The organism is Pseudomonas sp. KH_021 (assembly GCF_057838865.1).
Genome location: NZ_CM174477.1, coordinates 4,732,067 through 4,746,683 on the forward strand (window position 1 = coordinate 4,732,067; position 14,617 = coordinate 4,746,683).

The 14,617-nt window shown below is 54.2% G+C and carries 13 protein-coding genes; 12 read left to right on the forward strand and 1 reads right to left on the reverse strand.

What is annotated here, in order from left to right; all coding sequences use genetic code 11:
• Positions 1–33 precede the first annotated feature (33 nt).
• The 12 genes from AC3IX4_RS21810 (at position 34) to AC3IX4_RS21865 (ending at position 14,030) form a co-directional block, all read left to right on the forward strand.
• Positions 34–885, forward strand: coding sequence for a DUF4123 domain-containing protein (locus AC3IX4_RS21810; protein ID WP_489257442.1), 852 nt, complete (start codon positions 34–36; stop codon positions 883–885).
• The gene (locus tag AC3IX4_RS21815; RefSeq protein WP_489257443.1) at positions 882–1,691 is read left to right on the forward strand and encodes a hypothetical protein; all 810 of its coding nucleotides are present in this window, start codon (positions 882–884) and stop codon (positions 1,689–1,691) included. The genes AC3IX4_RS21810 and AC3IX4_RS21815 overlap by 4 nt, the downstream gene beginning before the upstream one ends.
• 6 nt (positions 1,692–1,697) lie before the next feature.
• Complete coding sequence (locus tag AC3IX4_RS21820) at positions 1,698–2,546, forward strand: hypothetical protein (protein WP_489257444.1); 849 nt, start codon at positions 1,698–1,700, stop codon at positions 2,544–2,546.
• 6 nt (positions 2,547–2,552) lie between these two features.
• Positions 2,553–4,715 carry a lipase family protein gene (locus AC3IX4_RS21825; protein WP_489257445.1) on the forward strand — a complete coding sequence of 721 codons (2,163 nt, stop codon included), beginning with the start codon at positions 2,553–2,555 and terminating at the stop codon, positions 4,713–4,715.
• A gap of 77 nt (positions 4,716–4,792) precedes the next feature.
• The gene (locus tag AC3IX4_RS21830) at positions 4,793–4,918 is read left to right on the forward strand and encodes a type VI secretion protein (RefSeq protein ID WP_489257446.1); all 126 of its coding nucleotides are present in this window, start codon (positions 4,793–4,795) and stop codon (positions 4,916–4,918) included.
• 15 nt (positions 4,919–4,933) lie between these two features.
• The gene (tagH, locus tag AC3IX4_RS21835) at positions 4,934–6,115 is read left to right on the forward strand and encodes a type VI secretion system-associated FHA domain protein TagH (protein ID WP_489257447.1); all 1,182 of its coding nucleotides are present in this window, start codon (positions 4,934–4,936) and stop codon (positions 6,113–6,115) included.
• The gene (tssJ, locus tag AC3IX4_RS21840) at positions 6,103–6,591 is read left to right on the forward strand and encodes a type VI secretion system lipoprotein TssJ (protein ID WP_489257448.1); all 489 of its coding nucleotides are present in this window, start codon (positions 6,103–6,105) and stop codon (positions 6,589–6,591) included. Before tagH ends, tssJ begins: the two co-directional genes overlap by 13 nt.
• Entirely contained in the window at positions 6,588–7,916 is a 1,329-nt protein-coding gene (gene tssK / locus AC3IX4_RS21845) for a type VI secretion system baseplate subunit TssK (protein ID WP_489257449.1), read from the forward strand. Before tssJ ends, tssK begins: the two co-directional genes overlap by 4 nt.
• A gap of 5 nt (positions 7,917–7,921) precedes the next feature.
• Complete coding sequence (gene icmH, locus AC3IX4_RS21850; protein ID WP_489257450.1) at positions 7,922–8,794, forward strand: type IVB secretion system protein IcmH/DotU; 873 nt, start codon at positions 7,922–7,924, stop codon at positions 8,792–8,794.
• Between the two features lie 15 nt (positions 8,795–8,809).
• Positions 8,810–12,328: a type VI secretion system membrane subunit TssM gene (tssM, locus tag AC3IX4_RS21855; RefSeq protein ID WP_489257451.1), complete on the forward strand. Its 3,519-nt coding sequence runs from the start codon at positions 8,810–8,812 to the stop codon at positions 12,326–12,328.
• Positions 12,328–13,050 (forward strand): PP2C family protein-serine/threonine phosphatase, encoded by a 723-nt coding sequence (locus AC3IX4_RS21860; protein ID WP_489257452.1) that lies wholly within the window; start codon positions 12,328–12,330, stop codon positions 13,048–13,050. The genes tssM and AC3IX4_RS21860 overlap by 1 nt, the downstream gene beginning before the upstream one ends.
• On the forward strand, positions 13,047–14,030 hold the full coding sequence (locus AC3IX4_RS21865; protein ID WP_489257453.1) for a serine/threonine protein kinase: 984 nt from the start codon (positions 13,047–13,049) through the stop codon (positions 14,028–14,030). Before AC3IX4_RS21860 ends, AC3IX4_RS21865 begins: the two co-directional genes overlap by 4 nt.
• Positions 14,031–14,227: 197 nt before the next feature.
• On the opposite strand, the gene AC3IX4_RS21870 is transcribed toward AC3IX4_RS21865, so the two are convergent.
• Positions 14,228–14,611, reverse strand: a complete 384-nt coding sequence (locus AC3IX4_RS21870; protein ID WP_489257454.1) for a hypothetical protein — start codon at positions 14,609–14,611, stop codon at positions 14,228–14,230.
• Between the last annotated feature and the right edge of the window lie 6 nt (positions 14,612–14,617).

A 14,617-nucleotide genomic window follows, 5' to 3' on the forward strand; every position in this document is an offset into this window, starting at 1 on the left:
CTTTGGAAACTCAAATAAAAAGGACGCCTCAACATGACCAAATTCTTGACTGAAACCACTAAATGGCTAGCGGACCAAAAAAACCAAAAGCGCCAATTAGTGCTCATCATTAACCCATTGGCAAAGCCTAACCCTGTGCCTATTTTATTTGCCAAGGCCCCTATACGTGATTACGCCAGGCTATTCCAAGGTACAGAGTTTGAAACGCTTGCTGCGGAGGGACCTTGGTTGGTGCGGATCGATTCAAGCACAATGAAAGCGTTGTCGGAATTGATAAGCAGACCTGAACTGAACTGGGGCTGGGTTGCAAGCGCCGAAAATCTCGATATCAATGAAGTTGTCGAGCATTGGCGAGCGCGCATGGTCGTCCACCACAACGGCCAGCGAGCGTTCTATCGATTTGAAGATAACCGCGTCATCGCTCGTCATTTACTTGCACTTGACCAAGCGCAAATTCCATTGCTGTTAGGCCCGCTCATTAGTGCCCTGATCTGGGATGGACAGCACTGGATTGAAGTAGAAAACCTTCGACCTGCCGCCTATCCAGAACCGTTTGATAAGCCGTGGCTGTCAGTTCCCGAGCCACAATCAACCGAGATTCAACTGGAGCTTCTTCAGTCTTGGCTTTGTGAGAACCACCTAAAGGCCACTCAACAGTTGGCAGTGAAGCAACCGATTAGGTTGTGGATCCAGGCAAATATGGAGAAGGCTAAACACTGGGGATGGACGGATATAAACCAGCTGCACTTTCTGCTCGAACATCAGCTAATACCCAATCTTGAGCACCATGGCGCTTGGGCTCCCGTCAGCCATGAATCACCACACGCACACTATATGCGCTGCCAACGAGAGTTCGTCAACGTTACCAGCGGAGCGCGGACATGAGCAGGCTTCCTTCATTGGCAGCCCTAGGGATTTTGTTGTTGACCCTCAGCGCCTGCAACTGGGTCGCTGTTATCGCCAAAGAGGGCAGCTTGTCGCTCACCGAACGCCGTGGACTTCAAAGCTTTACCCTCGCAGGCGAACTGCCCCCGGAGTTCGGCCTGGATGTGACCGCCTGGTATGGCCCTACAAACCCGGAGCAGATTAATTGCCAGACCGATAACTTATACAACGATCGGACACAAGATCGTTCCCTTGGTAAAGGGTTTGAAAGCCCCATTCAGGCCAAACACAGTTCATTCAAGTTCACCATCCCCCTCAACTACCACGTTGGCTTGTGCGAGATGCGGCTGGGTCGTATCAAGATGGAGATCAATGGGCGCTATGGCCAACAGATCTGGCAAAAGACCTATGACGATGGTGGTTTCTATGTGGTCGACAGGTTGCCGGAGGGGCAACCGAGTTTTGATGCCGATGGCTCACTTCAGATCACGGGGCAATGCGATTGGTGGTTTCAGCAGAGCAAAGCCAAATCTCGTCTAGGTGAAATCAGCAAGCTGTTGAACTGCAGAGGTGCGGGGGCCTTTCTGCAACGCGACCAACTGTCGGGGAAGACGTTGAACTTGGCGATTGAGGTCAATCCAGAAGAAGAGCCTTCCCATGATGACACTTGGATCAAATTTCCCAATGGTTGGAAACCTTGCCTACCCAAGGAGGGCGGTTGGATCAGATGCCAAAACCCGCCGATTTTCAAAACCTTCCAAATGAACGGCCAGACCTGCACGGTCTATCCCGGCTGCACGGAGTAAACACGGATGACGCTTCAGAAAACGGAGACCCTCTCTAAACAGGGCCAGTGGGGCAGGCTTCGATACCTCCACATAGCAAGCATTGTCATCACAGGGATAAGTCTCAGTGCGTGCAACTGGGTCGCTGTTATCGCCAAAGAGGGCAGCTTGTCGCTCACCGAACGCCGTGGGCTTCAGAGCTTTACCCTAGCAGGCGAACTGCCCCCGGAGTTCGGCCTGGATGTGACCGCCTGGTATGGCCCTGCAAACCCAGAGCAGATTAACTGCCAAACTTCTAACGTTTACAACGATAAAACACGGAGTCGTTCCCTAGGCAAAGGGTTTGAAAGTCCCATTCAGCCCAAGCACAGCTCCTTCAAGTTCACCATACCTCTCAACTACCACGTCGGCTTGTGCGAGATGCAATTGGGTCGTATCAAAATGGAAATCAATGGGCGTTATGGCCAACAGGTCTGGCAAAAAACCTATGACGATGGCGGCTTCTATGTAGTCGACAAGTTGCCGGAGGGGCAACCGAGTTTTGGAGTTGATGGCTCACTTCAGATCACGGGGCAATGCGATTGGTGGTTTCAGGACAGCAGATTTCGCTTAGAGCTTACCAAGCTTCTGAACTGTAAAGGTGTAGGCGCCTACCTTCAACGCGATCAACTAGCCGGTAAGACGGTAAAGCTGGCGATTGAAGTTAATCCTGAAGAAGAGCCTTACCACGATGACACTTGGGTCAAATTCCCCAATGGTTGGAAACCTTGCTTACCCAAGGAAGGCGGTTGGATTAGATGCCAAAAACCGCCGACTTTTAAAACTTTCCAAATGAACGGCCAGACCTGCACGGTCTATCCCGGCTGCACGGAGTAAACACGGATGACATTTTATATCAAGGAAACTTGCCCCAAACGCGGCTACTGGTGCAGCGTTCGACTGGTGGACGAACATGGCAGCAGCGCGCCCTATGCAGGTCTTGGCTATACGTTTCACGACCGGATGGGCGAGTCCTACTCAGGCTATCTGGACGATGAGGGCTATGCCCGAATCGAAAATTTTTACTGCGGGCCTTTGGTTCTCGATTTGTCGATGCCTTACCAAGGCTTAGTGGACCCTTGGTACGACGAGCTACAGATTCGAAAACATTTCAAAATCCCGCTGACAGCCCTTCAGGTCGCCGCCGAGCAACCCCCCTCGGGCCCTCGCGACAACGGTAAAACCTACCTGGCCAAACAACGTGCCGAAAATGAAAAAGCAGTGTTCTACCAAGTTGAAGTACGCGACTTCGTCAAACCCGATGCAGCAGCCCATTTGCCCGAAGCCGATACCACGCTTTCTTCACGGCCTTCTGCGTATCTAAAAGAGGTCTGTGGACAATCTAATCAGCGCCCAGGCATTGCCCTAATGGCAAACGAGCACACTCTTCTTGAAATTAAAGCTCTGCGTGCCTACAGCCCCTTGTTGTCTCGTGATAAAGCCTTCTGCGCATTAAATGCCTATCACCTATCGCTGATGTCAGTGCTCAGCTACGCCCCCTTCCATACTGCTCGTGCCCACGACGCACAACCCACACCACCGCCCTATCAAGTGCCTGGATGCATAGCCTCAGTACTGCACAACCATTTCGCCCACTGCATCAAGCCAACTCAATTCAACGACGCCGGCCCGTACAGCATGCTGTGCGAAGAAGTGCCGTACTCCAAGCGCTTGGAGGTGATGCCATACGACATCAAACGGTACGAACGTGAAGCCAAATCCGGTTGGGAGTATCCAGAGCAGGTCCACTTTCTCCACGATGAATCGGATACCCAAGCTTTTATCACTCACAACGACAAGGTTGTGTTGATTTCGGTGCGAGGCACCCAGGGAAAAAAAGACATCCTTAGAGACATGGATGCCAGACAACTCCCCTACCTGAAAGATGAAGGGGGTACAGGTCAGGCTCACCGAGGCTTTTATGAGTCGTTTGAAATCGCTCGCAAATTCATCGAGCGATACATGGACGCCTTTTATACCGGTACCCAAACCATCATGGTCTGCGGCCACAGTCTGGGGGGAGCAATTGCTCTACTGGTCGCTGAATGGTTACGGCGTAGTCCCGATAAACCCAACGTTATCCTCTACACCATCGGCTCCCCCCGCGCCGGCGACCGATCCTTTGTAAAGGCCGCAGCCGACCTCACTCACCATCGCATCGTCAACCATAACGACGTGGTGCCAGCCCTACCCACCCCCTGGATGGACGCCGAATGGAAAGCAGTGCTCCCCGGCACGACGATGTTGGTCGCGTCAATTGGCTCTCCATTTGTGGGGCTCGGTTTACTGCTAGGTGGCTTGCTGAATTTACGCGGTGACAGCTTCAAACATCACGGTGAGCAATGGCATTACATGCCACGCAAGAAAAACGCTGACGGCTACAGCTCCATTCTCTGGCAACCCGGCTGCGCTGCCATCGAAGAGCAGGCTTGCGCCAAATTTGCCGGGGATATCGATCTGAAGGGCGACATGCCCCAGCGCTCCTTGACCCTTGACTCGGGTAAAGAACACTCCAGCCACAACGGTTACACCCGCGCAGCACTGACCACGCTGCTGCGATGGCACTCCAGTGTCACCCATCGCGAGGGCGACTTGTTTACCGATGACGAACGAAAAAAATTGCGCGGGCAAATTGAGCCTCTGCGCGAAGACATGAGCAACCCCATAGAGCTTTCCTACAACCAGTTTCGCCATGACTTGCGTACTCGTGCCCATCCCCGCCTGGAAAAAATGAGCGAAGTCGAGCTGCGCATTTCGTTCGATGAGGGGTTAGCCCGAATCGAGGAATTGCGCAAAGAGCAGAAAAAGAGCCTGAGCAGAGCACAGAAGCGCCTATTGGCCCAAGGCGAACGAGTACTGACTTGGCAAGACGTCTTCGGCGATTTACCGCAAAGCGACGCAATCGTTGAGCTGATCAATGAATGGCTTGAACACCCAGAAAACAAGCAGGCCGCACGACTGGCCAAGGTCTCCAAGCCCAACGACCAGCAACAGGCTTGGGTCTGAACTAACCCTCGCACAGCACTGCCCTCGCCAATGCGAGGCGGGGATCTGTTGCTCAAAAATCACCATGGAGCGTTTTTATGCGTCGTGCATTGCCCCTTTTTCTTCTGCTGCTGGCTGCCAGCGGCTGCACCGGCAACTACGTGTTCAACGATCAGGAATACCGACCGTTGGGCGACCCACAAATGCTTAATCGTGGCCTTTAAATCAGGAATGCTGAGATGCAATTGATCATGGAGATCCGCAACCCGCCCGACTATTTGCCGGGAGGGTCCCATCGCAAAACCTTCACGCGTGCTGGCGGCCAAATTGGCCGGCAAGACAACTGCGAGTGGTGCATTCCCGACCCCAAGAAGCAGTTGTCCGGCCAGCATGCTCGCATCAGCTTCCACGACGGCGACTTCTACCTTACGGATACCAGCAGCAATGGAACCTGGCAGGCAAAAACCGGCACACGCCTTACAAAAGACCGCCCACAACGGTTGGAACATCATGCGGTGTATCGGCTGAGCCACTTTGAAATCACCGCATATCTGGGTCAGCCAGCGGATCTGATGACGCTCGGAACAGGGCGCCCCAGCCCAGCCAACAGCGTTCTCCCGGACGATTTTCTTGATGCCGAGCCTCTGGATTTGCTGGAGCACCTTGATCAAGAACCCAGCGACGATGAGTTCAGTGACCTACTTGAACCCACTGTCTTGGGGCAACAGCTGGATGATCATGCTCAGGTAGAAACCCTGCATATGCGGATTCCCACTCTGACCCCAGCGAGGCCGACTGAGCGACAACCCTCTCCTGCCTCATCGGCAAAATTCTGGCAGGACTTCGGTGCTGCACTAGGCATTGACTTGGCTCAGTTGTCTGACCACGAACGCGATCTGCTCGCCGTCAATGCTGCGAAGTTGCTACGTGCTAGTGTCAACGAGTTAGAGCGATGCCTGCACACAAGCGAACAGCTAAAGCGCGAAATGCACTCGCAGGCCCAAACGAGCAACGACGACGAAGTCGACCACCAGCGTCCTCAAGTTAATCGAGATTTGAATCCGGTGGCGCAGCTTTTAAATGTCCCACTCGCGATCAGCATGGCTCAGGTCAGCCAAGGCTATCGCACACTCCAGCACCATCAGGTTGCGTCACTCGTCGCTAGCCGTGCGGCGATAAGAAGCACTTTGGAGCAACTGTCGCCGGCAAAGGTGACGTTGCACTTCGAGCACGCCTCCAGCCGCCGCTGGCTTGTCTCGGAACAACGCTGGCGGACCTATTGCGGCCTGCATCAAGTGCTGCAGGACCACCTCAAGCTGCATCCCTTGGGGGATGTCTTTCTGTGTGCTTTCGCCGAACAACAACGATTGCTCAACACCCTAGAAAATCTTCGACCAGGAGAACTTTCATGTCATCTCTGAAATGTCTGATGGGTCTGCTCTGTGTGCTAATCCTGAGCGGATGTTCGTCACTGTCCCCCTACTCATCCATGACCAAACTCGACCTGACTCTGGTCGCCAGTGATGACCTGAATCCAGACCTGCACGGCAGGCCATCACCCATCGTGCTGCGCTTGATGGAGCTGAAGCACCCGGTGGCCTTTGAGAACGCTGACTTCTTCAGCCTTTATCAACGCCCCAACGTGGCCTTGGCCGTCGACTTGGTAAGCGCCGAAGAACTGGAGTTGAGCCCAGGTAAGCAGGTCGACCTCAAGCTGAGTGTACGAGCGACCAGCCACTATGTCGGTGTGCTCGCCGCCTACCGCGACCTGCCCGAAACCCAATGGCGTTACGTCATTCCTTTGAAACCCGCAGGGATTACTCGCACAACGCTCGTCCTTGACCAATCGGGTATTCACCCCACCCACCTGCAAACAATGGCGGAGGGCGCACCATGAGCACAGCAAAAACAGTCTGGCAGGAAGGGATGTTGCTAAGACCGCAGCACTTTCAACAGAGTGACCGTTACTACGCACATCAGCTTAATGTGCGCAGTCAGCTGTCTGGCCCCTATAGCTCAGGTTTTTTCAATCTGGAACTCGACACCAGCCATTTACTGAGGCACAAAATTTTAGTCAGCACAGCCGCCGGGATATTGCCGGACGGAAGCTATTTCGAATTGAGCAATGATCAGGAAGGATTGATATTTGATATCCCTCCCAACGCGTACGACCTGCCCATCTACCTTGGCCTGCCTCTGGTCGGGGGCAATCGGGTAGAAACGCGAAAGCCTGCACAAACTGACGCATTGGCAAGATACATCAGCCATGATCTGGAGGTCACCGACTCAAACGCAGGCACTCACTCCACCAATACATTGAGTTGCGCCCGCCAAGACCTCCGTTTATTGGTGGGTGACTCGCAATCAGACAGTGCTTTCATCAAGCTTAAGGTCTGCCATATCAAGGGCACCGATAATAATACTCAGATTGTTCTCGATCCGAATTTCACCCCCAGTTACCTGCACTTTCACGCCAGCAAGGAATTGATGGCCTGTGTCGAGCAGATACTGAATCAACTTAAAAGTCGCGCAGAAGCCATTGCCGATCGCATGCGTTCGACCGGACAAATCGGTGGCGCCGAGCTGGGCGACTTCATGATGCTGCAACTGATCAATCGCTCAGAACTCTTGCTGCAACACTATTTAGCGATCAATCAAATTCACCCCGAACAGATTTTTCGCAGCGTACTTACATTGTTGGGAGATCTCTCAGCCTTTTCCAGCGAACGCAGACCTAATACGGCTCAATTTTATAATCACCAGAATCAGCTTGGCTGCTTTCTCAAACTTAAAGATGCGATCAACCAGATATTGTCGCTTGTGCTGGAGCAACACGCTGTCGAATTACCCTTGGAGCAACACAAGTACGGCGTGCAAGTGGCCCGCCTGGAAGACCCATCATTCCTGCAAAGCGGATATTTCGTGCTCGTGGCAAACGCGCAATGCGAAATGAACGAGTTGCGTCAACGGCTACCGCAACAACTCAAAATCGGCACCGTCAACAATATCCGCGATCTGGTCAATCTTCATTTGCCAGGCATCAAGCTCAGCCCTCTTCCCGTGGCGCCTCGGCAGATCCCTTACCACACGCAAAAATCCTACTTCAAGCTTGAGCTTGCCCCCCAGAACATCACTGAACTGGAGAGCTCCCATGGATTCGCCTTCCACCTTTCGGGCGAGTTCACGGCGCTTGACCTGCAATTCTGGGCTATCAGGAACTGACGATCATGGACAAGGACACGTACGCAAACCACGACAACAAGACCGTGATCGTCAACCACGACGGCACTGCCCCTGCGCAAAGTACGCTGACCGACTTTGAGCAGCCAACGCGCGTTGAGGATTTGGAGGCCCACTATGTCTATTCGGCGCGGGAAGAGCCCATCCAGACCTTCACGATCAGCTCTAACCCGCTGATTTCAGCCGCTGCGGACCTGCTTTCAGATGTCGTAAAACTCAAGCAGCGTAAGCGTTGCAAAGACCTGAACAAACTTAACCGTCGCCTGAACAACGACATCACGGCGTTTGAGCGTCGCACGCGTTTGGCGGGTGTTGAGCACTATGAAGTCCAAACCGCCCGCTACCTTCTCTGCACCGTTGTAGACGAAGCCGTCCTGACAACCGAGTGGGGAAAGGACAGCGATTGGTCAAACCGCAGTCTGCTCAGCCATTTCCATAACGAAACGTCAGGAGGCGAGAAGTTCTTCCTGTTAGTGGAGCGCGTTATCAAACGCCCGTCGCGACACCTGCACATGCTCGAGCTGATGTACCTATGCCTGTCATTAGGCTTCAAGGGCAAGTTTGCGATGGAGACCAGCGGCGGCAGAACCGAGTTGGAAGCGATTCGCGACGATCTGTATCGCCACATTCGCCAACTCCGGGGCGACACCCCACTTGAACTCTCGCCGCAATGGCAAGGCTTGCGCCGCCATCGGCAACCACCACCGCGCGTTGTGCCTTGGTGGCTGGTGGCGTTGTTCACCTTGATCAGCCTGGGCGCACTGTATTCAGGGTTTGCCTGGGTGCTCAGCGAACAGCGCGACTCCATTCTGCAACCCTTCCAGTTGCCTGTAGCGACCCCTCTCGTGCAACCCACGTAACCAGAGAAGTTTGTGATGAAGAGCTTGTTCAACGCATTCACCCGGCTGCTTCGCCAGACCTGGGTATGGAGCCTGTTGCTGGTCTTGGCAATCGCCACGATTGTCTGGTTCCTCGGCCCCCTGTTGGCGGTTGCCGACAACCGTTTCTGGGAAAGTGCCACATCCAGGCTGCTGACCATCTGTGCACTTCTACTGACGTGGGGGCTGTTTCTAGGCATAACGGAGCGTCGCAACGTCGTACCCACTGAGGCACAAACGCAAGAGCCCTCAAACCCGCCCTCTCAGCGACTCATCGGTAATGAAAAGGCCGCGCTGCGAAAGCGCTTCAATGATGCCCTTCTCACCCTGAAGCGCTCCAGCCTGTACAGCGGGCACAGCGAACAGTGGCGCAAAGAGTTGCCTTGGTACCTGATCATGGGGCCAGAAGGATGCGGAAAAACCAGCCTGCTCGATCACTCCGGTATCAAGTTCCCGCTCAATCAGCTTGATGGCCAGACGAACAGCCCACCCCCGCCTACTCCACATTGCGATTGGTATTTTGCAGAAGAGGGTGTGTTACTCGATACCTGTGGCCGCTACCTGAGCTCTAAAGAACCGGTGGATGTGCAAGGCTGGCGGACCCTCTTGAAACTGCTGCGTCGCCGCCGCCGTAGTCGTCCAATAAACGGTGTGCTGGTCAACGTCCCTATAGAGCTATTGCTGGATAGCACTCAAGATAGCGTTCAGCGATTGGCGGGGCAGATTCGCAGTCGTCTGCTGGAGATTCACCAGCAATTGCACAGCCAATTGCCGGTCTATCTGGTGCTTACAAAGGCCGACAAGATTCAGGGCTTTGACGCCTTTTTCAGTCAGCTTTCACGGGAAGAAAGCCAGCAGGTGTTGGGTGTGAGTTTCAAGGAAGACCAACAGGGCACCGATCCGGCAGTACTGCACGAGGGTTTCGAAGCGCTGCTACGTCGCTTGAACAGCCAAGTTGTGCTGCGACTGCAGCAAGAGCGCAGCATTGACCGCCGTGGCCATATCCTCGACTTACCTCATCGCCTCGGTTTGATTGGCGCAAGCCTGGCGCTTATGGTGGAAAAGGCATTTGCCGGTAATCGATATGAGCCTGCCAGCCACCTGCGCGGTGTGTACCTGACCAGCGCCCCGAATTGGGATCAGGTCACCTCGGCCGAAGCTTCAGATCCAGACGACGCTAAAACGCCCACCGTGGCGAGCCGTAGTTTGCGTTCCAGGCAAGGTGCGCCACGCTTCATCCACGATCTGATCAGCCGCGTGGTATTTCCCGAAGCAGGGCTTGCCAGTTTGGACCAGCGTGAAACTCGCCGCATTCATTGGGGCCAACGAGCACTTTATGCAGGAGCAGTGGGTTGCCTGGTTCTATCGGCACTGATCTGGACAAGCGGGTTTACGCAGAATCATCAACGTTTTGACCAACTGAGAACCTTGGGCCAACAGCTCGTCCGTCATCAGGAAACAGTAACTGCGCAGGATGATGCGTTGGCGGTATTGCCCGAGCTCGACACGAGCTATAGCGCCGTTCAGGTTTTTCCTCCCAAGTCCGCACTGGCGCTGCACGAACGCAATGGCTTGTACCAGGGCGACCCCACCACCCCCGTCATTCTCGCGCGATATCAACATGAACTGGACCGCCAGTTGCTGCCACGCGTAGCGCGTCAAATCGAAGGGCAAGTCCGCGCCAATCTCAACAACCGAGACGTCCTGCTAAACAACCTGCGCGCCTATTTGATGCTCGGTCTGCCTGAACACCGCGACGCGGATACACTCAAGGATTGGCTCGCGGATGACTGGGATCGCCGTTATGCCGGCAATCTTTCGACACAGGCCAGACTGAATCAACACTTCGCTCGATTGCTGGGCCAACCCTTCGCCTATCCCCTCAACGAAAGCTTGATCGCCCAAGCCCGCCAATCACTCAAAAAAGTTTCGCTGGCCAGCCTTGTCTACCGGTCTCTTCGCGAACAGGCGCGGAGCCTGCCGCAATACCGCCTGGATCAACATCTGGGCTCGCAAGGGGTGGTTTTCAGCGGTAGCCACCATGTGATCCCTGGTCTGTACACCCAACAAGGCTATCAACAATACTTTCTTGCACAAGGCGCGACCTTGGTGCATGACATTCTGCGCGATAACTGGGTCATGGGTGAAAGCAGCAGCCTCAACCCAATACAGCTGCGCGACCTGATGGTCGAACTGGAACAGCTGTATTTTCAGGACTATGCCGACCACTGGAATCAAGCGCTGGCCAAAGTGGCCTTGCAACCTCTGAACAGCGTCGGCCAAGGTGCAGACCAAGCCGGTGCGCTCATCGCGGCCAACTCACCACTTGTCCATCTGCTGACACAGGTTCGCGAAAACACTCGCTTTCGAACGTTGGGCGACAGCACCGGTGAGCTAACCGAAACCGCAGCTCAAGTCGCTGACAAAGCCGGCCCACTTGGGAGCATTGCCAAAGGAGTGGCCCAAAAAGCCGCAACCGATTTGGCAGCCAAGCTTCCAGAGACCGCCAAATCAGCCTTACAACGACGTTTTGAGCCCTTGCATCGCTTGCTGGACGATAACAATGACCCGACCTCTGAGCTTGCGCCCGCACTGGCATCGCTCAACGATTTGCACCAGCAACTGGCGTCCCTCAGCCAAGGCAATCAGCCCGACCATGCCGCCTTCGAACTGGCCAAGGCCCGTCTCAATGGCCAGCGCAGTGCCCTGGACACCGTACGTGCCACCTCATCCCGCTTACCACCACCGATAATGAGCTGGGTTCGAACCTTGGGCGATGATAGCTGGCGACTGGTGTTGGACAATGCTTACCACCATCTTAACCAGCGCTATCAGGGTGAGCTGTACAGCGTCTACACAGCAGCGTTGCACCAGCGCTATCCGTTCTACGCCCACAGCACCAGTGATGTAGCTATCGCCGACTTCAGGGAGTTTTTCAAAGCGCGGGGTACCGCTGACAGCTTCATCGATACCTACCTAAAGCCTTTCACCACATTTGACGGCACTCAATACCGGTTGCGCAGCGTTGAAGGACGAAGTCTGCCGATGTCACGAAGCGTTCTCCAACAGATGGGCAACGTGCAGCAGATTCGTCGAGGCTTCTTCGCAGAGAACGCAGCAGAACCACTGATCAAGTTCAGCATGGAGCCCTACTCGCTGGATTCCAATTTGAGCCGTGCCGACTTCCGCTTGGGCGATCAACAGCTGGAGTACCGCCACGGCCCTATCGTGCCAGCCTCGTTCCAATGGCCCGCTGCTGCCGATGAAGGGCTTAGCAGCCTGATTGTCGAAGAACTCGGCGGGCGCCGTGTGGGAATTCAAAAGAACACGGGGCAATGGTCACTGTTTCGGTTGTTTGATCTGATGCAAACCGAGTCACATCGCGGGCGCGACGTCCTGATGCTCAAAGCGGATATCGGTGGCTTGCGCGCCAATTACCTGTTGCTCAGCCAACGCTCGCCCAACCCGTTTGATCTCACGGCGGTGCGCAGCTTCCGTCTGCCGGCTGCGCTGTAATGACAGTCACCTGGCGAAGCGCGGGCCATACCGATCGGGGGAAGGTCCGGTTGCGCAATGAAGATGCATTTCTCAACTGCCCGGAGCGCCAACTCTGGGCAGTGGCCGATGGCATGGGTGGGCATCAGAACGGTGATCTGGCCAGTCGGCTGGTTGTCGACAGCCTTCAGGCGCTACCGCTTGAAGGCAATTTTAGCCAGCGCCTGGAGTGTCTGCGACGCTGCTTGCACTGGATCAACCGCAGGCTCAGCCAAGAGTTGACAGTGATCCCGCAGTGCCGCGACGCGACCATGGGTAGCACTGTGGTTGCATTGTTGCGAGAAGGCGACCGATTAGCCTGTGTCTGGGCGGGTGATAGCCGCTGTTACCTGTGGCGTAAGCATCGGCTTTATCAGCTCTCCAAAGACCACTCCTTGCTGGAGCATCTGATAGCGCAACAGCATATGAGTTTTGAAGAAGCATCTTTGCACCCATTGGGCCACGCCCTGACCCGAGCTGTCGGTGCCAGAGAGCAGTTACAACTGGATGTGCTGGAACTGCACACCCAGCCAGGTGACGTCTTTCTGCTCTGCAGTGATGGCTTGTATCAAAGCCTCAGCACTGAGGCCTTGACCCTGGCGCTGGGTTTACATTCGCCACAAGCGGCCCTTGAACGTTTATTCGAATATGCCCTGCGTGGGCCTGCACAGGACAATCTGACAGCAGTGGTTATACGGTCATGAAAAAACTTGAGGTGGGACGCGCCAGTCCGACTTACTTTGACTTTGCATCTAAGCCTGAAACACCAGACTGCAAAGAGCCTGTACCACCGACGCCGTTGCCGGATCTGCTAAATAACCGATATCGCCTTGATCGTCTCATTGGTATTGGAGGAATGAGCACTGTCTATTGTGCTCATGACGCCCGGCGGGCTCAGTTCGGGGACGCTTCGCCGTATGTGGCAATCAAGGTGCTGAACGACTTCTTCGCACAGTACCCGGACGCTAACGCGTTGCTGTACAGCGAGTTCGCACTAACTCAAGCCTTGCATCACCCCAACGTGATACGCCTCTATGACTTCGATGTTGATAGCTCGTCACAACGGGCTTTTATCAGCATGGAATGGCTTGAGGGGATCCCGCTCGACCAACTGATCAGCGACCACCCGCAAGGATTGTCGTGGGAAAAGCTTCAACCCATCGCACTGGACCTACTGGAGGCTGTGGCACACATCCATGCCCGCGACGTTGTGCATGGTGATCTGAAGCCCAGCAACTTGATCCTGAACGAAGAAGGGCTGCGTTTATTTGACTTCGGCCTGGCAGAATCAACAAACGCACGGTTACAGACCTTACCCCGCCTACAGCGTGAGCGAATCGCCGCTTGGACACCCTGTTATGCCTCCCTGGAGCTGCTCGAGAATGGAGTAATAAGCCAGGCTTCGGATGTCTACGCAATTGCCTGTGTACTGTATGAACTGGCGACAGGTCAGCATCCCTATCAACGGTGTGATGCTCAACAAGCTCGTGATCAACGACTGGACCTTTCACTGGCCGCTCCGTTGAATCTACCCGAGCAGTTTTGGGAAGTGGTGCGGACCGCACTGAAAATCGAAACTGCAATTAGCTTCATTACGACACAGGAGATACTTGATGCATTTAAAACAAAGGAGCATGACCGACGACCACGATGGCTGCAGCAGTGGCGCACTGTTATGAGGTAAAATCCGTGTCTTCTAAAAATGAATATTTCGACGAACTCTTATCCGATAAAAGCTCTACCTTCAGCAGCGATAAGTCCTTTGATGCAGTCGCTCCACGGCATTCCACACATCGAAGCTTGAAATTCACACAACCCCGCCAAGAACCCTAAGTCTGCCTCGATTAAGTTGCCGTAAGCGACAAGCTGATCGAGCCAAACTTAGGCGACAAATCTCAAAACAAAATCATTTATAACCAAGAACAATATAAGCCAACACCCCCACACCATCACAACAACATGAACCACCACCCCAAACCTTATCAATCTCTTAAGGTTAGCAGGGAAGTTTTTAACCTCAAGCGGATCAACTGCAGGTGACGGGAAAATTTTCGAAGGCCACATGACCACAACAGAAACCTGAGCAATCATTAAAAGCCGCCCAAACAAGCCAAAATGTTTTAAAACTGCATTATGCGTCGATATGTGTTTTGAATTCTCCAGCGCCTTTAACATTTCAGGCAGATAGCGACTTATATAAAAATTATACCCGAGACAAAAAACATTAACAAAGTAACGCCACCAAAAAAAGCGAGCGCTGTCCATGAGTGC

Coding starts and splice junctions, on each gene's coding strand:
- AC3IX4_RS21810 (WP_489257442.1), top strand. CDS start 34: ATGACCAAATTCTTGACTGAAACCACTAAATGGCTAGCGGACCAAAAA.
- AC3IX4_RS21815 (WP_489257443.1), top strand. CDS start 882: ATGAGCAGGCTTCCTTCATTGGCAGCCCTAGGGATTTTGTTGTTGACC.
- AC3IX4_RS21820 (WP_489257444.1), top strand. CDS start 1,698: ATGACGCTTCAGAAAACGGAGACCCTCTCTAAACAGGGCCAGTGGGGC.
- AC3IX4_RS21825 (WP_489257445.1), top strand. CDS start 2,553: ATGACATTTTATATCAAGGAAACTTGCCCCAAACGCGGCTACTGGTGC.
- AC3IX4_RS21830 (WP_489257446.1), top strand. CDS start 4,793: ATGCGTCGTGCATTGCCCCTTTTTCTTCTGCTGCTGGCTGCCAGCGGC.
- tagH (WP_489257447.1), top strand. CDS start 4,934: ATGCAATTGATCATGGAGATCCGCAACCCGCCCGACTATTTGCCGGGA.
- tssJ (WP_489257448.1), top strand. CDS start 6,103: ATGTCATCTCTGAAATGTCTGATGGGTCTGCTCTGTGTGCTAATCCTG.
- tssK (WP_489257449.1), top strand. CDS start 6,588: ATGAGCACAGCAAAAACAGTCTGGCAGGAAGGGATGTTGCTAAGACCG.
- icmH (WP_489257450.1), top strand. CDS start 7,922: ATGGACAAGGACACGTACGCAAACCACGACAACAAGACCGTGATCGTC.
- tssM (WP_489257451.1), top strand. CDS start 8,810: ATGAAGAGCTTGTTCAACGCATTCACCCGGCTGCTTCGCCAGACCTGG.
- AC3IX4_RS21860 (WP_489257452.1), top strand. CDS start 12,328: ATGACAGTCACCTGGCGAAGCGCGGGCCATACCGATCGGGGGAAGGTC.
- AC3IX4_RS21865 (WP_489257453.1), top strand. CDS start 13,047: ATGAAAAAACTTGAGGTGGGACGCGCCAGTCCGACTTACTTTGACTTT.
- AC3IX4_RS21870 (WP_489257454.1), bottom strand. CDS start 14,611: ATGGACAGCGCTCGCTTTTTTTGGTGGCGTTACTTTGTTAATGTTTTT.